This window comes from Bacillus sp. FSL K6-0073 (assembly GCF_038006085.1).
GTDB lineage: Bacteria > Bacillota > Bacilli > Bacillales > Bacillaceae_G > Bacillus_A > Bacillus_A cereus.
Window position 1 is genome coordinate 1 of sequence record NZ_JBBOUN010000005.1, and the last position, 21672, is coordinate 21672.

The window sequence follows — 21672 nt, forward strand, 5'->3', positions numbered from 1 at the left end:
AGTCCAACGTGAAGTAAATATCCAGGACAATGTAAAAGGAAATGGAACAGTAAATAGGGATGTGAAAGCAGGCCCTACAACAGTCCAGCGTGAAGTGAATGTTCAGGACAATGTAAAAGGAAGTGGAACAGTAAATAATGATGTGAAAGCAAGCCCTACAACAGTCCAGCGTGAAGTGAATGTCCAGGATAATGTAAAAGGAAATGGAACAGTAAATAGGGATGTGAAAGCAAGCCCTACAACAGTCCAACGTGAAGTAAATGTCCAGGATAATGTAAAAGGAAATGGAACAGTAAATAGGGATGTGAAAGCAAGCCCTACAACAGTCCAACGTGAAGTAAATGTCCAGGACAATGTAAAAGGAAATGGAACAGTAAATAGAGATGTGAGAGCAGATTCTACAACGGTTCAGCGTGATGTGAATATCCAGGACAATGTAAAAGGAAGTGGAACAGTAAATAGGGATGTAAGAGCAGATTCTACAACGGTTCAGCGTGATGTGAATGTTCAAGAGAATGTTAATGTGAAGGAAAGAAGGGGTTCGGGATTACGACAAAGAGGAAGCTCTAGAAATCGCACAAACAGATTAAATCAAAAATAAGATGAGGAGGGATTTTTAGTGAGAGTGATTGATATTGCAAGTAAAAGAAGACTTTATTTTGAAATGAAACAAAGAGAATTGGAATGTAGTATTTTAATAACGCTAGCAGGATTTGTAATTGCTACTACTATTTTAGCTTTTCAAATTCGTTTTGAATTAAGTCAGTTATATCATTACATCGTTGCTTTTTTTCTTCTGATATATTTTTCTTTTAATCTATATTCAAATAACAAGTTGGCAAAAGAGTGTTCGAAAATAAAAGGTAAGCAGAAGGGATAATAAAATGAATAATTGGTTATTTGCTATCTGCATGTTAGGAGTTGCGATTGTGTTAAGCATGATCGCAACTTTTTTTAAACAGATTTTTAGATTACTAAAGTGGAAAAAGAAAGAGGGGCGTATTTTTTAAAAAGAGAGGTGGAACGAAATTGTCACAGAAAAAAGAGATGCAATCACCCAAAGAAAAAATATTAAGTTTAATGGTAGAAGAGGGTATAGAAATAAAAGAAAGTTTTTCTTTTTCTTTAATACGTCCATTTACAGCTGGATATTTAAAGGGAATGTATGATTTTGAAGAAAAGTGTAGGGGTTATGGGGTTGAAAGAAATTCTAATACATTAATTGTGCCCCAATTCACTGATCTAAATGAAAAAGAACAAGCTATAGATTTAGCTTATTTATGGGGACACCATCTTCTAATGAATAATAAATCATGTTGGTTAGAGGTTTTTCATCCAGATTCATATTTGATAAAAAAACTAGGGTGGAGAAAAGCAAAAGAAATTTGCATTAAACAAGGGATTATAGAAGTGCCCCGAAAATCATTTAAATTTTTCGAAGTGAACGATATAGATTTCGAAAGTAGAAAGAAACTGTCATTAAACCATTCATATCGACCGTTGTTTGATGGACTAAAAATATTAGGTAGATTTTCAAGAGTGTTAGTTAGCGTATATCTTCGCATCCTAATGATCCTTTTGATTATTTGGGGATTACAATTTTCAGGAGCTATGCAGTATATTCCCTTCAAGACAATTGTTTTCAGTGAAAAATTATTTGGAATAGAAAATGAACATTATGTATTAAGTGGACAAGAAATTATTGATGTTTCAGGTAGTTTATACCTCATAGTCTTAATTACATATATATTGTTTGAGGGATTTAAGGCTCTTAGAAATTCTAGGTAGAACTTTTAGGAAGGAGAATAAGAAATGAAATTAAACAGTGAGCAACAAGAGTTCTTTGATTTAGGTGTAGAATTATATGAACTTTATGAGAAAGAAGAATTGAAAAATACAGATTCATTATTTGCTGCAGCAAGAATGAAATTATACAAGTCGGTATTATCATTGGCAGTTAGTTATGACATTTTAAACAAAGATTCGATTTTACGATATGAAGAACTCTGTAATTATGAAGAATTATTGAATACATTACCTGAGGATCATCTTGCTAGATCTTACTTTAATGGAATTCAAAATTTATCACCTGGAATGCAGCTGAGCATTAAATTTGATTTTAAAATCACAATGCAACATTTTTGGAGATTAATTGATGAAGTACTTGAACAGATGCCTAAGTAAGCAAGGCTAATATATATTAGCAGAACGAAAAAATTATAAAAGTATAAAAGTATAATTCGGAAGGTAGATAATATTGAAAGAGTTCCTAATAGAAATATTAAATAATCAATTTGTAATGCAAATTATCTTTACAACAACACTTTCATTTGTAGTATATATGATATGTTTTATTGCTTATAATGGAGGGCTTTGGAGAGATATGCAATTAGATCCTTCAGAGCATATCTTTCTTGAATTTGATCCTTTACTGCGCATTATAGTAAAACCTGCCTTATTAAGTTGGCTAATATATGACAAGCCCTTTATTAAGAAATGGTTTTTATGGTCTTTAGATCATACTTTAGTGAAATGGATTATTGGGATTTTATTTGTATTAATTGTGGGGGTATGGATTTTACAAATAGCAATATGGGTATATTGCTTTGTGAGAGGAACTATTTACGCAATTATACGTTGGAAAAGAAAACAAAGGATGGTATTTACAACACAGGAAGAAGAAATATTTGATTTTTGTGTACACAAATTTCCGAGTTATACAGAAAAATATTTGGCTAATGAATTAACTCATTCTGTAGAAGCAAAGGAAATAATTTATAAATCACTTTTATGCATGCACATTTTGAATCCTAAAGGTGTGCGTGATTATTATGGTTTGCGTGCTTATGAATATGATATTGAATATTATCCTGAGAAACATCCAGTAAAACAATATTACGCTAAGTTTGAAAAGTACCCACTTTTTATACAAGAACGTATTGAAAACGATAGTAAAATGTTTGAAACTATGAACCTATTTATTAAAAGTATGATAAGAGAGTATAAGTCTTGTAACAATAAGGGGAAAAAATAAAATTCATGACGTAACAAAGGGAGTGATGAGACATGATGCGTAATCCAAAGAATACAAAGCAAGAAATTAAAATAGCTTTTTTCTATCTCATTGATGCAGGAATAATTGGTTTTATGTTGTTCTTAGCAAGTTATATGCCGAATCTATTTCCGGTTGGTGTATTTGGAAGGATTATGTTTTATGTGATAATGGGTACATTTGGATTGTTCTTGTGTATAAAACCGCATAGCAGTCCTACAAATAGAAATATGATGGTTATTTTAGATATGTTGAAGATGGATAATAAAAATTACCATCCAATTGAAGTAAATACAATCAGTAGTAAAACGAAAAAGAAATAAGAGTAATAGGGAGTGCTTATATAGCACTCTCTTTTTTTAACTCATGAAAGGAAAGATGAATATGAAAGTTGCGGTAGCTGAACCCAAGAAAACGAATCAGAAGAAACGGATAAATTCAGAACAAGGTGATGAAAAACAAGGTTTTATCTCAACAATTTTTGCTTCTTTTAAAAATACGGATGCATCAATAGTTGATGTAGCTCCTTATAAACGACTTGAGCGAAAAACGGGAATTTTAGTGGATCGTAAAGATAATTTGCAAGTCTATTTGAAGGTAAAAACAACGGACTTACTTTCTATGAATGAGGAGGATTTAAAGCGGTTTATGAACCAACTAACTAGTTTGTGTAGGGTCTATCATGAGCCATTTAAAATTTTATCTTTAACATATTCAACAGAAACAACAGAACAACAAGTTTATTGGAAACGCATGGCGATACGATTTCAAGGAAGGATGAATAGAGAGGGGGTGACTAATGAAGAAGAGCGAGTATGGTATCAACGGTATTCATTGGCAGTTGAAAATTTAAATAGGGTACTTTGGGTAGAAAAGAATTTAAAGGAATTGGCCTTCTTCATTGTTGTTTATGGGGAAAACGAAAAAGAATTAATAAAGAACGTAAAAGATATGAAGCGTTACGGTGGAAGGCAATTTGATTTGCAGAATATGAAGGCAAAAGAAGTTGAAAAATTAATATTTAAGCTGCAAAACATGAATTCGGAAATGTAGGAGGAGAAATATTAATGGTGAAACTAGGGAAAAAAGAACAACAAAAATATCGTAGTGCGGGTTATGATTTAGAATTTATTCAGAGGGTGCAGCCACAAGGGGGCATTAAATTTAATGAAAGATATATAGCTCAAGGAGATTGCTATGTAGCTTGTTTAAATGTTTATTCTCTGGCAGAAGAAATTCCTCCTTTATGGTTAACAGCATTAATGAACAATAAAGATACGCTATCAAGTTTGGATGTAGCGACTGCTAATAAACAAGAGGTTCTTACAGATATTAACCGTTCTATCACTGAGTTAAAAGATCGTGTGACGTCAGAACGTCGTTCAACTGATCGTGATGATGCAAATTGGGAGTTAGAAAATTTAAAGTTGTTTGCACGTGCTATAACGCAACAAGGTGAAATAGTTAAGTTGGTAAAAGTAAGAATTTTTATTTATGATCCAGTTTTAGAACAATTAGAGAAGCGAATTGGTGATTTGAAAAAAGAGATTGCAGGTCAAAACTATAAAGCACAAGTGTATGTTTTTAAACAAAAAGAAGAGTGGCAAACATTGTTTGCAAGTTATGATCAACAAATTGAATACTTGGGAGCGAAAAGTGGTAATCCGCTGCCTTCAGAAAACATTGGATATGGTATACCGTTTCATCACCAAGATTTAAAAGATCCAAGAGGAATCTATTTAGGACAAACAAATACTGGTGGAGCATTTATTTTAGATCCATTTTTTTCTACAGGTACTAGAACATCGTTTAGTGGTTTTGTTTTTGGGAAAATGGGTGCAGGTAAATCTACATTACTAAAACAGTTGTTAGAGGGCCTACTTGGAAAGGATTGTTTTATTCGTGGATTTGATAAAGCGCGAGATTATTACACGATTGTTCAACAACAAGGTGGTAAGATAATTGATTTAAGTGGGGCACAAGGTGAAGATGGTGTGGAAACAGGGATGATAAATCCCTTAGAAGTATTTGCAACAAAAATTACTAATACAGGTGCGGTTGATGAAAGAGGATCATTCTTACAACATTTATCTAAGCTTACAAATATGTATCGTTTCTTAAATGTTGATGTAACTGAAACGATTATACAAGAGTTTCGTAGGTATCTTTTAGAGTTCTATACCGAATGTAAGTTGATCCCATCTAGTTCTAAAGAACCGTTTAAAATAACAGGATTACCACCAACTAGTTATCCTATTATGGAAGAATTCCTTGCGCATTTGGATGAAGTTGAACTAGAAAAAGATGCTACTCCACAACGTCATAGAGATTTAGAAACTCTTAAAATGCAAGTACATGATATGGTTCATGTGTATGGAGATATGTTTAATGGGCATACAACTCTTGAAAACTTTGAAGATGAACAAATTGTATTCTTTGATATAGATGGTATATCAAAATTAGACAGACCAATCTTTAACTGTCAATTATTTACCGCATTAACTTTAATTTGGAGTCATGCATTAAAAAATGGTCGTAGAATGAAATATTTACGAGAAGAAAAGAATTTACCAATTGAAGATATTATATATTTTATGGTGTTTTTAGATGAGTGCCATAATGTTATAAATTCTCGAAATAAATTTGCTAATAATTATGTTTTGGAATTTGAACGTGAAATGCGTAAATTCGTTGCAGGTATATTCTTTGCAACACAATCACCACAAGAAATGTTACCACCACCAGGAAGTAATGTGGATGTTTCAGACATGAAAGCAATCTTTGAATTAACTCAATATAAGATATTTTTAAATATGGATAACTCCGTATTAGAAACCTTAAAAAGTGTTCTAGGTGAGAGTTTAACAGAATCAGAGTTTCGAATTTTACCTGAATTAAAACGAGGAGAAGCAATTGTACAAGTTAGTTCAACTGAGACATATAATGTAATGTTCGATCCAGATGAAAAACAACTAGAACGTTTTAAAGGTGGTCAATAATATGGCAGCTACACAGGAAACGTTACTAGAAAAATATAAAAAAGTTAAGAGGTTAAAATGGTTAGTTGGTTTATTTAGTGGATCTACAGGAATAGCTATTTTTGCAGCGGTAATGGTGATATTTATTATAGGTGCGGCGATTTTAGGAGGAGGGACAAGCTCAACGGGTACTTCTAGTGGTGGTATAAGTGGTACTGCATCGGTACAAAACTTACCACCAGAAGTCATGCGCTGGAAAGAGATGGTCGAAAAAGAATGTGCAGCTCAAGGAGTACCTGAGTTAGTTCCTTATGTGTTAGCAATCATCATGGTGGAGAGTAATGGTATTTCAGAAAAACTACCTGATATTATGCAGTCAAGTGAGTCACAAGGTTGGAAAATGAACACAATTTCTAATCCAAAGGATTCTATTTATTATGGTGTTATGCATTTAAAGGGAGCATTTGATGATGCAAAAATGTTAGGGATTAATGATTTATTAGCCATTGTACAAACATATAACTTTGGACGTAATTATGTACATTGGTTAGCATTAAATAATAAAACGCACTCCTTAGAAACTGCTGATTATTATTCTTTAACAGTTGTTGCTCCTGCGGGTGGAAATAAAAATGGAACAAGAATTGGATATAGTCAAGCTGTAGCAGTTGCTTACAATGGTGGTTATCGCTATATAAATGGCGGTAACTTTTATTATGCAGAAATGGTTAAGCAATATTTAAGTTTTGATAATGGGACTGCACCAGGGACTGCACCAGTAAATGGGTCAGAGACCTTTAAAAAGATAATGGATGAAGCTTTAAAATATAATGGAAACCCGTACGTTTGGGGTGGTAAAACTCCTGCGCAGGGATTTGATTGTAGTGGATTAACGTCTTGGGCATTTAGGGCAGCAGGGGTTAATTTAAATGGTTCAGCATCAGAACAATACTATGCAACTGTAGAAGTTGATCCGAAAGATGCACAACCTGGTGATTTGGTATTTTTCAAAGGAACATACGGTGGGCCAGATCATGTGAGTCACGTAGGGATATATGTTGATGCAAATACAATGTATGATTCTGAAAATGCAGGGATAGGATATCACCAATTTACATCACCAGGATGGCAAAAATACTATGCAGGAATTAGAAGAGTAGTTCCAAAATAAAAAAGAAATGGGTGCGTAATAAATGAATATGACTTCAAAAATTTTATCAGGATTACTAAGTGTTTCAGTTGCTTTTAGTGGGGTTTTTATTTATACCGCAATGAAGGAATTTGATAAGAAAGATAAAAAATATCAAGTCGATATTGCCAAAAAGGACAAAACAATAGGTGAATTGAAAGCGAAAATGGAACAAGTAAGCATGAAAAATAATACGAATGCTGCTGATTCAAATAAAGAAAATACGAATCCTTTAATAGATTTGCAAAATCAATATAAAGAGGTATCTAAACAATTTATTCATGCGTATTTGAATTACTCCGTAAAAAATAAGAACGAGAGAAGAGACAACTTGTTAAAAATGACAGATAAAAAAGTAGTAGATATGGTAGCTCCTGAAACAGAAGATCTAGGAGATCCAAACTTTAAATCTACTATTAATCAAACTGCTCTATTTGTTGATTCAAATGGAGATATTTCAAAAAAATGTAGTGTTTTAATTGATGTAGATTACACAATTGAAGGTCTAGAAAACAAACAAACTAAGATTAAAAGCTTAATTAGAATTACATTAGAGAAGCAAGGAAATGAAATTAAAGTAGTGGATTATAGTCCATACCGATTAAGTAGATAAGTTCCAAAATAATATATAAAGATCCCCTGTATGAAAGGAAGCGTAATACAAGGGATCTTTATTGTTTTATTAAAGTGTAATCTAATAATCTAAAAGAAAGGGGTATATGTCATGCTTTTGAGTGAATTAAAACCGAATCATGATTATTCAAAAGAAGGGAAATATATAATTATTAAGTTATGGAAGAGGAAAAATGATTATCAAGAAATAGCAATTGATTGGTTTGATTATAATCCTGGTAATAAATTTGATTGGCTAATTGTTCGTGAATATGACATGGATCATAGAGGGAAAAAGAAATATACAAACTATAAATTAGAAAATATTCATGAGGAAGTAAGAGTACAAGTGAAAGTATTTAGTAAGAAAGGAGAAGCAGTATGCATTTAAAATTTGGAGCGAAAAAAGAAGGAAGAAAACCTGCAAATACGAAAAGAAGAGCATATATGTTAACCCTGGGAAGTTTTGTAGCAATGTTTTTTGTACTATGTATTTCGCCTGCCTTTAGCGGAGCAACATATAAGTTTGAGGAAATGAAAATGGGAGAATATCAAAGCCTATCAACGATGGTGAAGATTTCAGTTGTGAAAAAAGAATACAATCCTACAAATAAAACGTTGCGAATTGATTATGAATTAAAGTCGGATAATGACCCTCAAATTCTTAGTAACATGAAATACAAAGTAGAGAATAAATACATTAAGCAAAAAGAAAATGATGTGAAAACAAAAATTTATCGTGCTAGTGATAACTATATTGTTGTGATTAGTGAGAACATACCTGAAGATTTCGGTGTAGTTTCATCTATTGTTAAGCCTGAATACATTCATCCAGAATTACAATCTGATGCAGATGATATAAAAGATAGAAGTTTAAAAACTTATATTTTACAGAAGGAAAAACTAATTAATGAGGATCTAAAAGAGGAATCGCAGATCTATTACGAAAAAGAATATCTTGCATTCTCACAAAAATCTATAAGGGAAGAAATTAAAGAAATGCAACAGAAGATTCATGATAAAGAATCTGCTATTAAACAATTAAAAATAAAAAATGATAAGTTAACAAAAGAAATGGAGTACCAGACCGAAGATGAAAAACTTAAAACCAAAAATACAATGAACTCAAATGATTCAAAAATTAAGAATCATCAAAAGGAAATGGATGGATTTAAAGAAGAGATTAAAATGAAAGAAAAGAAAATTGAGCTGTTGAATGAAAAGAAAAAAGTTATATAAAAAGGTACTTTTTAAACGGACACAAAACGTACTACAAAGGTCTCAAAGAGACCTACAAATAGATGATAAAAGGACTCAAAACGCCCCACAGGTGCGTTTTTGACATCCCAGTTAGAGAGCTTTAGAAACCCAATAGGCACAGCCTATTTCACCACTTTGACCTCAAAGTGGGATAGGGTTTCCTTATGCTCTTTTTTTAATCTTTGCTTTTGGTAGAGCCTTTATCTGATTGCTAGAAGATAAAGGTGATCTAGAGTAACTAGAATAGGAGAGAGAGTTGAAGATAAAGTGGACAAGATATATGAAATATATGTTCATCGTTGTTTTGCGTATGTAATAGCAAAAGATGAGGAAGAAGCACTTTCAACCGCCCAATATGCACTGGAAAGTATTAATGAAGTAGATCTAAATGATTATTTTTATTTTCATGAAGGTGAAAATGAAGGGAAGTACATTCTTTGCAGGGATTATTTAAAAGAACATAATTATTTTCATGTTGTAGGCCTATGTGGGGTCTCATTCTTTGAATATGAGTGGGGAGAGATTGAAAGAGTACCTAATAAAGAGATAGATATTCATCGTATAGAAGTGATTTTAAAACATAATGATATCTATAAAATCGCCGAGTGGAACGTAAGGCGTAAAATTAAAATGATTAAAGATCAAAAAAATATATATTTGCCGAATAGTGAAATGCGTTTATATAAAATTTCTTTTAATGATGATCCTAAGGATGCTAATAATGAATCCACTTTCGTGAAAATTTCATTAGATGCTTTTAAATTAAATGTAGTAATCGCTTATCTTCAAGGCCTTGCTTTTGATATAGAGAAAAGTTGGGGGATTAGTGAAAGTGATATAGCATTCTTGCTAAGCAAATACTTTTCAGCGGTTGAGTATAAAGAACATCCTGTAGCGGCAGATGGTAATTTTGAAGAATTTATAGATGTACATTTGTTTTGGAATTGGGAGCTTATTGTTTGTAAGTATTGGGATGAAATAAAAGAACTAATGAATTTAAATATAGAAGGGTTGCTAGAAGATATGAAGAAACTTAATCAAGTATTTAATGATAAAAAGAAGGAAAAGAATGAGGAGTATTTTGAAAAAATCATCATTCCACCTCAAGAAGAATTTAAGGGATGTAAAGTAAAAGTATCAAATTATTTGATAGATCACAGGGGTGGAAATAACTTTTATTTGTGGAGAGAGTTAAGTAGCAATGAAGTTGAATCAATGAAAGAAAAGGGAACATATGATGAAGCATTAACAAAATATGATTTAAGAAAATATGAAGAGAAAGATTATGTTTGGTTAGCAAATTTATCAACTGAAGAAGATGCAATGTCGGCAATTAAATCCTATTGGAGAGCAATTAATGAATTGAGTCAGTTAGATGATGTTGATCATAATGAAAAAAAATCTGCCGAAGAAACTGCTAAATATATAGAAGATAGTAAGGATAAAAATAAAAAAATTGCATACTCATATGCATTTAATTGGTTTGGCTTTACTTATAATGGTTCGAAATCAGAGTATTGTTTAGTTGCCACAATTAAATTTAATACATTTGAATTTGAAGAGGATTGTATTGGTGGTGTAACGGATTATCTGTCCGCAAGAATTAACTTACAAGAAGAAGAATTAATTACTAGAATAGATCCTAATGAATTATTTAATGATGTTGAAATAATTGATTTTTTCATTGATGATACAAATAGTGGATTTTATAAAAAGCTAAATGTTGAAGAAGGAAAATTATTAATTAAAGAATACTGTAGGCAAGCAAAAGGAAATAAGTTATCACATATTGAACTGACGGGTTCACCGTTAGCATTTGGATACGTGGAATAATGAATAAATAAAAAAGAACTTAATTCTACAATGAATTAGGTTCTTTTTGTATTGTAAAGCAGGTGACAATATGGAAATTCATGTTCGGAATGCTAATCCGAATCATATAAAGGAAATTGATGAAAGGTGTAAGCAAATAAGTAAAAGACTTGGAAGACGTTACTATCGTTGGGAATACATTAACGAAATTTTTAGAGAACACTTTGATAGAGAATATAAAAGAAATAAAGAAGATAAATTTGATGAAGCTGTTAATAATGTTTCTGTTTCTTTAGAAAGGCAAGAGGATAAGTTACAAGAATATATAGATGCTACAAATGAATTAATTAAGGTATTAGGACAGAATGGATAGGGGTTGAATGAGTAATGGCTAGGATTGCTTTTGAGGAAACATTTCGCTTTCGTGGGAATAGAATCCACAAAGATATAGTTAAAGATTTTATGAAGCAGTATCCTGAGTATTCGACTGAAGCGGATGCCTTACGGCATGGAATTGTGCTGCTAGATCAAAAAATGAGGAAAGGGAAAGGAATAGATGATCTATCACTTTTAAAAGAAGATAATAAAAAAATAGTGCAATCAATGAAAGCGATGCAAATACAAAATGATGTGTTAATTAAATTAAATATAGAACTTCTTTCACGATTAGGTAGTGATTTAAGTATAGAAGATTTACAACTAGAAGTGAAAAGTGAAATTGCATCTTCTGTTACTAGAAAATCGGAAGGGAAGTTCTCCCGAACTTTAAAACGAGAGCCAATGGAATCAAGAAGGGAACCTAAAGTACAAGAAGAAAAAGAAATGCAGAAAGAAATAAAAGCATCATCTATAACAGAAAAAAGATTACCTATGGTTAAGGATAATGAAGAAATATTATTAATAAACGATAAGCCGCATAAAAAGATTTGGAGGTTTGGAAAGTTTATTAATGAAGAAATAGAGTGGGGGCAAATACCTGAACATAGACTTGAAGAATTGGAATGATAAAAAGGAGTAACGAGTTATGGGAAAGTCACCAGGTATTATTTTAACGTCACAATATACAATTCCTAAAAAACAAAGCTTCACAACGTACATTGACTATTGTACGAGAAAGAAGGCACTTTTAAAGGATGGGCATACTTTAACAAATACAGAGTTACAGGAATTAAATCGTCTTGAAAATGCAATTGATTCTTTTGATATGGAAATTGGAAGTACATATTCAAGCAAGGGTAGCAAAGAAATTTCTAAAAAAGAAGCAGAAGCACAAGTACTTTTAACTTCCCCTGATAGCTTTAATACGACAAATGATTTTGAAAAGTATGTTAGTTATATGGGAAGAAAGTATGCACTAGAAAGCAAAAAGAAACTCAATAAAACAGAAAAAGAAGAAATGGATCTACTAAATAAACATATTGAGGATTTATCCCCTAATAGTAACGAAAATAATCAGGAATTAGAAAAAGAAGTGAAAGGAATTTTACCAGGTGTTTTCTCAAAAGAAAAAAATGTAATTACACAAAATGATTTAAAGGATATAAAAGAGTTAGTTGGAAAGGCGCAAAATAAAGGAAGTGTTTACTACCAGGATGTTATCTCTTTTGATACAGACTTTTTAATTACACAAAAATTATATGATCCTAAAACAGATATCTTAGATGAAAACCGTATTCGAAATGCGAGTCAGAAAATGATGGATCAGCTATTTAAAGATGAAAAAATTGAAGAAAGTAATGGATTCTGGTTTGCATCCATTCATCGGAATACAGAGCATATCCATATTCATTTTGGTACTGTAGAAAAAGAGAATCGAAGAAAGTTAGTAACAAAAGTAGTGAACGGGAAAACTTATTATGAACCGAAAGGGAAACGAAAACAAAGTACGTTAGATCACATGAAAACTACCTTTGCGAATTCCCTAGTAGATCGTACAAGTGAATTAAGTCGTATCTCCAATTTAAGAAATGAGTTAGTACAAGAAATAAAAGAAGAGTTTCAAGGATCGAAAGAAAGGAAGCAAAATAGAGAGGTTGTTTTATTGCAAGAGATATACGATGGATTGCCTATTAATAAAAAAGATTGGACATATGGCAGTAAAAAAATGCCGAAAGAAACTAGGAATAAAATTGATGAGTTAACAGGATTGTTAATGAAAGACAATCCACTATTTAAAGAATATGAAGAAGCGGTAGAAAAAGAATCTAGTTTCCAAAAAGGTCTATATGGGGAATCCGAACGAGAAGATAAAGATTATGCTAAGAATCAAATGAAAGATATGTATAAACGTATGGGAAATTCCTTACTTAAAGAATTAAAGAAAAAGAAACCATATGAAGAAAATCCATTGTATCAATTTCAGCAAAAAAATGAACAGATAAAAAAGAAATATGAAAGGGGGCGGTCAGCAAAAAGGCGAGAGTATAGTAATTATTCTAAGTACAAACCACCGGTAATTCGTAAGAAAGATGTTCGAAATATTGGAGCAGCAATAAATGATGATTTAACGAAGTGGCGTGCCGAAAGAGAATATGAACTTGTACAACAACGTATTGCAAGACAACAAGAAATGGAATATTGATTTAAAAAAATAGATGTTCTTAAAACATCTATTTTTTATTTATCTAAAATTTTAGGAGGATTAGAGATGCATACAAAAATTCAAGATAAAACATTAGGGTACTTATTAAGCGAAATTATGGAACGCGGTATAAATACAGAAGAGGTTGTTATGGAAAGGGTATTAGGTTGTTTTCGTAAACTAAGAAAAGGTTTAACTAATATGGAAATTAAGGAAAAAGGATTAAATGTATATTCTAAAAGAGGAATCTCTTTTGGGGAGCTTGTACAAGAAGGTATTAACCGGAATTTAATATCTTGGACCAGAGAAGATGAAAAAGAAATAAAAGAATTGAAGCGTACTAAAGAAGGGACTGATTTCCTTAGAGCATTTTACACTGATAATTATTCAGCCGATTTTATGAAATTCAATAAACAAGTAAACGAACTGTTTAAAAAATATGGGGAGTTAGAACTCGATCCTAAACAAATAGAATATTTGTATTGGAGGGGGGATCATCCTATTTCAGAGATAGAAAAAACATATATAAACAATCCGTATAACAGCGAATATGAAAATGAAATAGTGGAGTTTCATGAGTATTTATCAGGAATTAAGAGTGAGAATTTAAAGGATGATGAATTTATATTTCATTTTGCTCCTAAATTATTTTTACCGGAGGCATGGTTTCATGCACCTGTCAGATTGGAAATTGAGGGTCTTGAAATTCAAAATACGTTAGTTCTTAATAGGCCATATCCTAATAAACGTTATGTTGTTGCAGGTGTTGAAAAGGATAATGGAATTATTTCGCATGGATTCTATTGGGTTAAAAATAAAAAAGAGCTAATTAATAACCATATAGAGGTTAAGCTAAATTGGTTTGTTGGAAAGCGTAAAAAGATTACACATAAAATTGATTTGAGTTTCCAGTTTGGAGAACATAAAGGGAAACTTTTCTCCAATGATCAATGTTTAAGCAGAAATACAAAGTTAAAACAGTTTGAAATAAAGACAGACCTATCAAAAGTAGATGTTTATGAAGATGAGTTCTTGTTTTGTGATAAAGCAGATTTAACACATTTTCCTATGGAAAAACACTCTTATTTTGCTGCGGATAAAAATATGGATCGTTGGGAAACAAGAAAGAGAAAAGAAGCAATTAAACAAAACAAAGTAACTGAGGTTTACTATAATATTCTTTCAAGTGCAGGATTAAATTGGGAAGATGAAAATATAGCAATTATAGAAGAGTTTATGAAAAAAGGGGATGCTAACTTTAAGGATCATGGAGGTGATTATGGAGCTTGTTTTGATGTTACATATAAACATAATATTAGTAAAGAAATTGATGAAGAATGGTTATTTGAAAAGGTAATAGAGTTTGCGAAGAAATATAAAATTACAGAATTTGAAATGTGGAAGAAATATGGTGAAGGTGGTCCTTATGAAATTGGCTTTGGAATTTATTTAGAGGGATCTCTGGAGAATCCTACTATAAAATTACGAGAAGTTTATTTAGGATCATTAGAAGATTGGAATCTATCATGGGATGAATAAATTTTTGAAGAATTAAGTTGAGAAAGGGGTATTTTTATGAGTAACAAAATTTATTATTCGATTGTTTCAAGCGTGAGATTTAGTCGAAATGAAGAGAATAGAAGATTAATAGAAAAATATATACAAAAGGGTGAAACTCATTTTCTAACAAGGGAAGATGATTATGGTGATTGTTTCGAAGTTGATTTTGAAAGAGCAATAACAGAAGAAGTAAATGAGGATTGGATACTGGAAACGGTTATTGATTTTGCTAAGAAATACAAAATTACAGAATTTGAATTGTGGAAGAAAAATGAGGGGGAATCAACTTGTAATAAAGGTTTTGGAATTACAATTGAAGGATTCATGGAGAATCCAATTGTAAAATTTAAAGAAGTCTATTCGGGATCATTAGAAGATTGGATTTTATCTTGGAACAAAGGGAAACAAACTTACGAAAAGGTATATTTTAAATTAGCCCTTTAGAAATTGTAACGGGAATAAATATTAGAAGGCGATAAATCATGAGGATCTTTATTAAAAGTGGTGACATTACCACTTATCAAGCTAAGGTTGATGTAATAGTAAATGCGTGGAATAAAAATTTTGTTCCACGTTTTTTATTGGGAACTTCAGGGGTGTCAAAATCTATTTTTAATAAATCAGGAAGTGAACCATATAAGGAACTTAGACGGAAAGGTTTATTAAAATTAGGTGAAGCAGTTATAACGTCACCAGGTACATTAAAGTGTAAAGCATTAATACACGTGGCTGGAATAAATACGTTTTGGAAAGCTACAGAGTATTCTATTAGGGAGTCAACTTCTAATGCTATAAAACTTTTAATTAATCGAAAATATAAATCTATAGCAATACCACTGATTGGTAGTGGGTCAGGGGGATATGACAAAGAAGAATGTTTAAAATACATTAAAGCTGAATGTGAAAAGTTTAATCATCATAATATTGATGTCTACATAATCAGTTATTAAGTTGATTTGAATAAAAAGGAGATGGAAAAGGAGATGGAAAAGAATATGGAGCAAAGTAATGGTGAGGTTAAGGATGTATATTTAGTACGCTATGGCGCTTTAAAGAGTACTGAAGAGGAAATAGTAACTGTAGATGCTTTACGTGGTAGGGCAGAAAGGGGTAAAGCTTATAATGATGTAGAAAATGCCCAGAAATTAAATGATAAAGAGTTTATTGAAGAATTTAATAAGGCGAATCAGCAGAACTTTATAGCGCTAGATCATAATGCAATTAAGAAACCTATGGTTGTTATACAACGGTCTGAAGCAGATTTAGAAACAAATAAAGCAATTCCTTTTGGTGAAGCGAATGCAATGATGAGTAAACGAATTGCAGAAATAGATGCCGAATCTAAAAAGGCAGAGGAGAAAGGTGAATACGTTCCCTTTGAAAAAACCCGTTATCACTTAATTCTTCCTAAAGAAATGGATAAATATTTTAATCGAATAGAAGTTATTACGATGGATCGATTAGATTTAGGTGACGGTGGATACAAATCTCCATATGAGCAAATTTTAAATGAAAAAAGAGATTTATCGGATGAAGTTAAACAAGCGTTGCAGCAAGAAATAAATGAATATGAACAAACAAAAGGTCAATCTAATCCTGAAAAACTAAGAACAGTAAATCCTACTGTAATTGGTGAGATTCAACAGGATAAGGTTGACCATTTTTCTTCTAAAGAAGCAGAACAAGATGAAGATACAGGTGCTGCTAATAAGCAAGAAGCAAGAAGAATGGCACGTATGGTATATACGCAGCAAATGGAAAGATAAATCGTTATTCGGGAAGAGAGGAGTGATTGAGGATGTTTTATGAGGATAATATAAGTGGTTTTGGTGCTGAAGAAGAAACAAAGAACTTTATGGCAAGGGTTCTTCAAGATATAGAGAAATATTACTCATCAGAAGAAGGTGTGTTGGAATTAGCTGAGTTTATGGCCAGATTTAGTAATTATTCAGCTAGAAACATGCAAGTAATAAAATCGCAATTCCCTAATGCATATGTGTGTGCCAATTTAAAAACTTTTAAAAAAGCTGGTTTTTCTTTAAAAGATGGAGAAAAAGAAATGGGGATCTTTCATCCACGTATAAAAGAATATGTAAGAGATCCAAAAACGAAACAAGAAGTCCTTGTTACAGACTTAACATCAGAACAGAAGAGACAAGTTAAGGTGGGGGACTTGAAAGTAAAGAAAGATATAACGTACTACTTGAAAAAAACTGCTTTAGATATTTCGCAAACAACCGCTAATATGGATGATTTGAAAAGAATATTTCCGAACCGCCAACTAAACTTTGAGGTATCAGAAGAGAATAAAGATATGTTGATAGCTGGTATTAAGGAAGCGGCTAAAAAAGAAAAAATTGAAAGTGGATTACTTGTGGAAAATACAGATATTCTTCAAATAGATAAAGTACCTAAAGTTATTCAAGACTTAGTTAATGAAAAATTACAAAGTGAAAAAGGGAAGGACAATAAGGATAATTTAACAGTAGAATTTGAAACAAAACTAACTTCACATGTTATTTGTAATCATTACGGTATTGATATTGTGGATAGTACAGCTCCTTATATTAGTAAATGGGTGCAAGGTGATCAAGACTTTGAAGAGAAGGATTCATCTATTAAACGTGTTCATGAAACAGCAAGAACATTTATTAATACAATAGATCAAAAAATTTCAGAATTACAAAATGAAGTGGGAAAAGAAATCAATAATAAAAAGTTAGAAATGAATTTACCAAAGGAGTCTGCAAAAAGTCTATCTAATTCTGAAGATATGTTGGATGAGAACCCTACAGTAAATACAGTAGAGGATAAACAGAAAATTCTCGAACGTATCCAGGGGAAAGCCGAGCGTTCTGTTTCTAATAATGTTGGATTGAATTTTGCTGATCATTGGAGTGATGTCTCTCAAATAGCAGCAATTAATACACAAAAACGGTGGGAAGGTTACAAGATTCATCTTTCTGAAGATGGTAAATTTATAGAAGATATCCAGCCAAATATGATTTTGAGTTTAGGTGAATTAAATACAATAGTTGATAAATTTGGTACTGAAGAAGAGCATGGGAAATTAGAAGTGATTAAAAATGAAATTAAACCACATTATGAAGATGACTTGGAAGAAAAAGAATTTTTAAAAACGCTTGTTGCAAAAGTAACTGTTGATCAACATGAAAATATGAAAGTTGAGTGCATTTCTGAATTTGTGGATGAGGATCAATGTAATTTTGATTTTACTCATTCAATATCTGAAGCGATTGAAAGTATAAATCATTCTATTATAGAAGCTCACAAAGAAGTAATGAATGAAGAGGTTGAAAATAAAATTGCTCCGATTCAATATATTGAGGAGAAAAATTATCAAGATGGAGACATTCGTTTTAATCCATTAGATGGAATTTCGAATGATTATGAAGATGAAGTAAAAGAAGAGGTTTATCAAATGGAATCAGCTAAAACGGTTGGATCGGTGAAGAAAGGTCATGGCGCTATGCAGGTAAAAGAATCGAAAGTTAATACTAGTGCAGGGAAACGATATCTTGGAAAAGATACAGTTCATCATGAAGAGCATTCACATGTATCCCAGGACAGAGAACGGGCAAGAAGACAACATATGATACGACAAAGAAATGGTCGAGACTATTAACTACTGAAAGAGGTGTAAGTACAAATGAAGTATAAAACTCACCTTACAACGAGCCTAGCAGTTGCTCTGCCTGTTTTAGCTTCAACAGGCAACCTCACGGTTGGAAATGTTATAGCGGTTAGTTTTGGGGCTTTATTGCCTGATATAGATGAACAGCATTCATGGATCGGCCGAAGAACACGTGGAGTATCAGATCTTATGAATACGGTATTTGGTCATAGAGGAATCACACATTCGCTATTTGGATTAGTGCTAGTGTTGATTCCTATTTTATTTGCAGTAGGAATGACACCTTTATCATTTACAAATGGTATGTGCATATTTGCTGGTTATTTTCTACATTTGGTGGAAGATAGTTTCTCTAAAAAAGGTATTAAGTGGTTGCTGCCATTATCAAATAAAAATTTCCAAAGTGGTTTTAATGTATTTTATTACAGCTATAACGGTATTGTTGAGAAGTTAATTTTAATGATTAGCACAATAGTGGTTGTATATGAGCTTTATTCATATGGAATAGCAAGCTTTCAACCTGGGAATTCAGAAATCTTAGGAGCTTTTAAATCATTATTTGATTGAGTAGTGAAATTTATTCATTAGAAACGAAAAAGGAGGTGATGTTTAGTATAAAACAACAATTATAAAAATGATTTAAAAAACGTTTTAGAGCAGAAAAAAGAAAAATTTAGAAAAGACCTTGTGAATGATACAAGGTCTTTTTTTATTGGAGGAATCGCTTTGGAAGATCAAACAAAAAATACAAAAAAATATACAAAAGAAGATATTGAAAAAGCTGCAGCACTTGATATTGTTGATTATTGTATGCAAAATGGTATTCCTGTAAAGAGCGACAGCGAGCGTTATTACCGACTTGTAGATCATGACAGTCTAATCATTGATAGAAAGAAAAATCAATTCTACTGGAACAGTAGAGGTGTTAATGGTAATGTTATAAATTTTGTTCAGGAAGTTGAAGGAGCATCTTTCCCAGGAGCTATGCAGCGATTACTCGAAGGGGAAAAAGATTATGAAAAGGCTTCAGAGGTTAAATACGTAAGTGAACCTTATGACTATGAACAATTTTCTAAAAAAGAAGTATCTAATTTCGACCGAGCAAAAGAGTACCTGGTTAACGATAGGAAGATTGATCCTCAAGTAGTAGATGCATTGCATAATAAAGGCTTGATTAAGCAAGATAAGTACAATAATGTATTGTTTTTATGGAAAGACCGTGAAACAGGAGCAGTGATGGGTGGATCAGAGCAAGGAGTCGTTAAGTCAGATAAGTACAAACGTGGAACATGGAAAAATACCCAAAAAAACTCTACAGCTAACTATGGGTTTAATGTATTAAATGGTGAACCCCGAAATTTAAAGTTTTTTGAGTCATCAATTGATTTACTGAGTTACGTATCACTACATAAAAAGGATCTTAAAGATACACATTTGGTTAGTATGGAGGGACTTAAACCACAAGTGATATTTAATTACTATATGAAAAGCCAGGAGCGAATTGGTGATGCTCCTGATAGTCTTTCTTTATGTGTAGACAATGACAAAGCAGGTAAAGCATTTGTGGAACGTTTGATACATTTTCGATATGAGAAAAATGATGGCAGTATTGTTGCATTTAAACCTGAATATCCTAAAGCACCGGAGGAAGCAAAAAAATGGGATTGGAACGATGAATGCAAGCGTATAGCTAAACAAGAAGAACAAGGAAGACTAACTGCTTATTTACAAAAAATGGGCAGAGAAAGATAAAAGAAGTGAAATTTTAAAATGAAGTTGAAAATGTTGATTTTTATTAGTGAATTGCATATAATAAGAGTACAAAATTAGAGTAGCCTTACTTTAGTAGGCGCGAAAAAATTGGTGTAACTCTACCGTAGTGAGTACCAAAAAATTGGTGTAGCCTTACCGTAGTAGGCACAAAAAAAGAATTTTAAAAGTAGGGAGAGTTTTCTTCCTACTTTTTTTGCTTTTAGGGGGAGAAGAAATTTGGCTAATAAAGATAATCCTAAATTTTATACTATTTCAACTAAATATATAGACTATCTAAGAGAAACAGACAGTAAAGTACCCTTTAATAAAGATGAAAAGCATAGTAGACCATATGTAGGTGTCTTGGAAAAAATTAATGGCCATGATTATTTTGTACCTCTAACATCACGTAATGATAAAAATTTTAATAGCCAGGTCAGTGTAAAATTATTTGATAATGATAATCCTGAGAAGCGAATTGGAGTTTTATTGGTCAATAATATGATTCCAGTCCCTGAAAAGGAATGTAAGGAAATTGATATAGCAGAAAAAATGGAGACAGATCCTAAATACGGTAATTTGATGTTAAAACAGTATTTATTTTTAAAAGACAATATGGATCGTGTTTCTAATAAAGTAGAAAAAGTATATAAAGATGTGACTGTAAAAGGTAAGCCTTCACATAAACAGAAATTTTTAAAAGGAGTTTGCTGTGACTTCTCTAAATTAGAAGAAAAGTGCCAGGAATATAAAGAAAAGGATCAAGCTAGACAAATAGCATATATGCGCCAAATGGGGCGTGAGAGATAAAAAGGACAACATAGCGCTATGTTGTCCTTTTTATATTGTGAAGTTAAATAGCTTGTAGAAGTGGTAAAAAAGTTTATAAGGAGCGATATTATGGGCAGGAAATTACTTATTAAATATATCTTATATTTTTCATCGTATTTGCTAGTTTATATTGCTGCATACCCGATTTTATTTGTTCTTGTTATGGCTGGTGATAATCCCTATGAAGATCATCTTGTATTAGACTGGATTATTATTGGTTTTGAAGTTCTTGTTACACTCTTTGGTTCTTGGTTGTTAAACTTTATTTTTAGAAAAAGTGTAAACCTAAAATGGAAAGATAAATATTCTTTAATGATATTTATCTCACATCTGTTCCTTATTCCTTTAACATGGAGATTTTTGCTTAATTTCTAGAGAAAATTGAATAAT

Annotated in this window: 23 protein-coding genes and 2 pseudogenes; all 25 read left to right on the forward strand. The window is 31.8% G+C overall.

Annotation, left to right across the window (positions count from 1 at the left end; all coding sequences use genetic code 11):
- A pseudogene (locus MHB52_RS35720) lies at positions 1 to 601 on the forward strand (pLS20_p028 family conjugation system transmembrane protein); the annotation flags it as partial.
- 18 nt (positions 602 to 619) lie between these two features.
- Positions 620 to 880 carry a hypothetical protein gene (locus tag MHB52_RS35725; protein ID WP_061664025.1) on the forward strand — a complete coding sequence of 87 codons (261 nt, stop codon included), beginning with the start codon at positions 620 to 622 and terminating at the stop codon, positions 878 to 880.
- 149 nt (positions 881 to 1029) lie between these two features.
- Complete coding sequence (locus tag MHB52_RS35730; protein WP_061664024.1) at positions 1030 to 1788, forward strand: hypothetical protein; 759 nt, start codon at positions 1030 to 1032, stop codon at positions 1786 to 1788.
- Between the two features lie 24 nt (positions 1789 to 1812).
- The gene (locus MHB52_RS35735) at positions 1813 to 2184 is read left to right on the forward strand and encodes a hypothetical protein (RefSeq protein WP_061664023.1); all 372 of its coding nucleotides are present in this window, start codon (positions 1813 to 1815) and stop codon (positions 2182 to 2184) included.
- Between the two features lie 73 nt (positions 2185 to 2257).
- Positions 2258 to 3034, forward strand: a complete 777-nt coding sequence (locus MHB52_RS35740; RefSeq protein WP_061664022.1) for a hypothetical protein — start codon at positions 2258 to 2260, stop codon at positions 3032 to 3034.
- A gap of 32 nt (positions 3035 to 3066) precedes the next feature.
- Positions 3067 to 3375: a DUF5592 family protein gene (locus MHB52_RS35745; RefSeq protein WP_061664021.1), complete on the forward strand. Its 309-nt coding sequence runs from the start codon at positions 3067 to 3069 to the stop codon at positions 3373 to 3375.
- A 61-nt stretch (positions 3376 to 3436) separates the two neighbouring features.
- A complete protein-coding gene (locus MHB52_RS35750; RefSeq protein ID WP_053514445.1) occupies positions 3437 to 4105 on the forward strand; it encodes a hypothetical protein in 669 nt (222 codons plus the stop codon).
- 14 nt (positions 4106 to 4119) lie between these two features.
- Entirely contained in the window at positions 4120 to 6051 is a 1932-nt protein-coding gene (locus MHB52_RS35755) for a VirB4 family type IV secretion system protein (protein ID WP_061664020.1), read from the forward strand.
- Between the two features lies 1 nt (position 6052).
- The gene (locus MHB52_RS35760; protein WP_042596223.1) at positions 6053 to 7201 is read left to right on the forward strand and encodes a bifunctional lytic transglycosylase/C40 family peptidase; all 1149 of its coding nucleotides are present in this window, start codon (positions 6053 to 6055) and stop codon (positions 7199 to 7201) included.
- A 22-nt stretch (positions 7202 to 7223) separates the two neighbouring features.
- A complete protein-coding gene (locus MHB52_RS35765; RefSeq protein ID WP_053514448.1) occupies positions 7224 to 7832 on the forward strand; it encodes a hypothetical protein in 609 nt (202 codons plus the stop codon).
- Between the two features lie 111 nt (positions 7833 to 7943).
- Positions 7944 to 8222 (forward strand): DUF5513 family protein, encoded by a 279-nt coding sequence (locus MHB52_RS35770; protein WP_000926956.1) that lies wholly within the window; start codon positions 7944 to 7946, stop codon positions 8220 to 8222.
- Positions 8213 to 9070 (forward strand): hypothetical protein, encoded by an 858-nt coding sequence (locus MHB52_RS35775; RefSeq protein ID WP_053514449.1) that lies wholly within the window; start codon positions 8213 to 8215, stop codon positions 9068 to 9070. The genes MHB52_RS35770 and MHB52_RS35775 overlap by 10 nt, the downstream gene beginning before the upstream one ends.
- A 288-nt stretch (positions 9071 to 9358) precedes the next feature.
- The gene (locus tag MHB52_RS35780; protein WP_080451647.1) at positions 9359 to 10924 is read left to right on the forward strand and encodes a hypothetical protein; all 1566 of its coding nucleotides are present in this window, start codon (positions 9359 to 9361) and stop codon (positions 10922 to 10924) included.
- 70 nt (positions 10925 to 10994) lie between these two features.
- A complete protein-coding gene (locus MHB52_RS35785) occupies positions 10995 to 11276 on the forward strand; it encodes a hypothetical protein (RefSeq protein WP_000402461.1) in 282 nt (93 codons plus the stop codon).
- Positions 11277 to 11290: 14 nt separating this feature from the next.
- Positions 11291 to 11908, forward strand: coding sequence for a hypothetical protein (locus MHB52_RS35790; RefSeq protein ID WP_061664019.1), 618 nt, complete (start codon positions 11291 to 11293; stop codon positions 11906 to 11908).
- Positions 11909 to 11927: 19 nt separating this feature from the next.
- Entirely contained in the window at positions 11928 to 13484 is a 1557-nt protein-coding gene (gene mobP2 / locus MHB52_RS35795; protein WP_061664018.1) for a MobP2 family relaxase, read from the forward strand.
- Between the two features lie 66 nt (positions 13485 to 13550).
- Positions 13551 to 15023: a DUF5514 family protein gene (locus MHB52_RS35800; RefSeq protein ID WP_080451646.1), complete on the forward strand. Its 1473-nt coding sequence runs from the start codon at positions 13551 to 13553 to the stop codon at positions 15021 to 15023.
- Positions 15024 to 15059: 36 nt separating this feature from the next.
- A complete protein-coding gene (locus tag MHB52_RS35805) occupies positions 15060 to 15488 on the forward strand; it encodes a DUF5514 family protein (protein WP_061664017.1) in 429 nt (142 codons plus the stop codon).
- Between the two features lie 38 nt (positions 15489 to 15526).
- Positions 15527 to 15994, forward strand: coding sequence for a macro domain-containing protein (locus tag MHB52_RS35810; protein WP_061664016.1), 468 nt, complete (start codon positions 15527 to 15529; stop codon positions 15992 to 15994).
- A gap of 24 nt (positions 15995 to 16018) precedes the next feature.
- Positions 16019 to 16810 (forward strand): annotated as a pseudogene (locus MHB52_RS35815) (LPD25 domain-containing protein); the annotation flags it as partial.
- Between the two features lie 32 nt (positions 16811 to 16842).
- A complete protein-coding gene (locus tag MHB52_RS35820) occupies positions 16843 to 18690 on the forward strand; it encodes an ArdC-like ssDNA-binding domain-containing protein (protein WP_253703491.1) in 1848 nt (615 codons plus the stop codon).
- A 24-nt stretch (positions 18691 to 18714) separates the two neighbouring features.
- A complete protein-coding gene (locus MHB52_RS35825) occupies positions 18715 to 19266 on the forward strand; it encodes a metal-dependent hydrolase (RefSeq protein ID WP_061664015.1) in 552 nt (183 codons plus the stop codon).
- A gap of 159 nt (positions 19267 to 19425) precedes the next feature.
- Positions 19426 to 20451: a DUF3991 and TOPRIM domain-containing protein gene (locus tag MHB52_RS35830; protein ID WP_061664014.1), complete on the forward strand. Its 1026-nt coding sequence runs from the start codon at positions 19426 to 19428 to the stop codon at positions 20449 to 20451.
- Between the two features lie 237 nt (positions 20452 to 20688).
- On the forward strand, positions 20689 to 21261 hold the full coding sequence (locus MHB52_RS35835) for a type III toxin-antitoxin system ToxN/AbiQ family toxin (protein ID WP_061664013.1): 573 nt from the start codon (positions 20689 to 20691) through the stop codon (positions 21259 to 21261).
- Between the two features lie 90 nt (positions 21262 to 21351).
- Positions 21352 to 21657, forward strand: a complete 306-nt coding sequence (locus MHB52_RS35840; RefSeq protein WP_061664012.1) for a hypothetical protein — start codon at positions 21352 to 21354, stop codon at positions 21655 to 21657.
- Positions 21658 to 21672 lie beyond the last annotated feature (15 nt).

Coding starts and splice junctions, on each gene's coding strand:
- MHB52_RS35770 (WP_000926956.1), top strand. CDS start 7,944: ATGCTTTTGAGTGAATTAAAACCGAATCATGATTATTCAAAAGAAGGG.
- MHB52_RS35800 (WP_080451646.1), top strand. CDS start 13,551: ATGCATACAAAAATTCAAGATAAAACATTAGGGTACTTATTAAGCGAA.
- MHB52_RS35825 (WP_061664015.1), top strand. CDS start 18,715: ATGAAGTATAAAACTCACCTTACAACGAGCCTAGCAGTTGCTCTGCCT.
- MHB52_RS35735 (WP_061664023.1), top strand. CDS start 1,813: ATGAAATTAAACAGTGAGCAACAAGAGTTCTTTGATTTAGGTGTAGAA.
- MHB52_RS35790 (WP_061664019.1), top strand. CDS start 11,291: ATGGCTAGGATTGCTTTTGAGGAAACATTTCGCTTTCGTGGGAATAGA.
- MHB52_RS35775 (WP_053514449.1), top strand. CDS start 8,213: ATGCATTTAAAATTTGGAGCGAAAAAAGAAGGAAGAAAACCTGCAAAT.
- MHB52_RS35765 (WP_053514448.1), top strand. CDS start 7,224: ATGAATATGACTTCAAAAATTTTATCAGGATTACTAAGTGTTTCAGTT.
- MHB52_RS35745 (WP_061664021.1), top strand. CDS start 3,067: ATGATGCGTAATCCAAAGAATACAAAGCAAGAAATTAAAATAGCTTTT.
- MHB52_RS35760 (WP_042596223.1), top strand. CDS start 6,053: ATGGCAGCTACACAGGAAACGTTACTAGAAAAATATAAAAAAGTTAAG.
- MHB52_RS35755 (WP_061664020.1), top strand. CDS start 4,120: ATGGTGAAACTAGGGAAAAAAGAACAACAAAAATATCGTAGTGCGGGT.
- MHB52_RS35840 (WP_061664012.1), top strand. CDS start 21,352: ATGGGCAGGAAATTACTTATTAAATATATCTTATATTTTTCATCGTAT.
- MHB52_RS35820 (WP_253703491.1), top strand. CDS start 16,843: ATGTTTTATGAGGATAATATAAGTGGTTTTGGTGCTGAAGAAGAAACA.
- mobP2 (WP_061664018.1), top strand. CDS start 11,928: ATGGGAAAGTCACCAGGTATTATTTTAACGTCACAATATACAATTCCT.
- MHB52_RS35785 (WP_000402461.1), top strand. CDS start 10,995: ATGGAAATTCATGTTCGGAATGCTAATCCGAATCATATAAAGGAAATT.
- MHB52_RS35805 (WP_061664017.1), top strand. CDS start 15,060: ATGAGTAACAAAATTTATTATTCGATTGTTTCAAGCGTGAGATTTAGT.
- MHB52_RS35810 (WP_061664016.1), top strand. CDS start 15,527: ATGAGGATCTTTATTAAAAGTGGTGACATTACCACTTATCAAGCTAAG.
- MHB52_RS35750 (WP_053514445.1), top strand. CDS start 3,437: ATGAAAGTTGCGGTAGCTGAACCCAAGAAAACGAATCAGAAGAAACGG.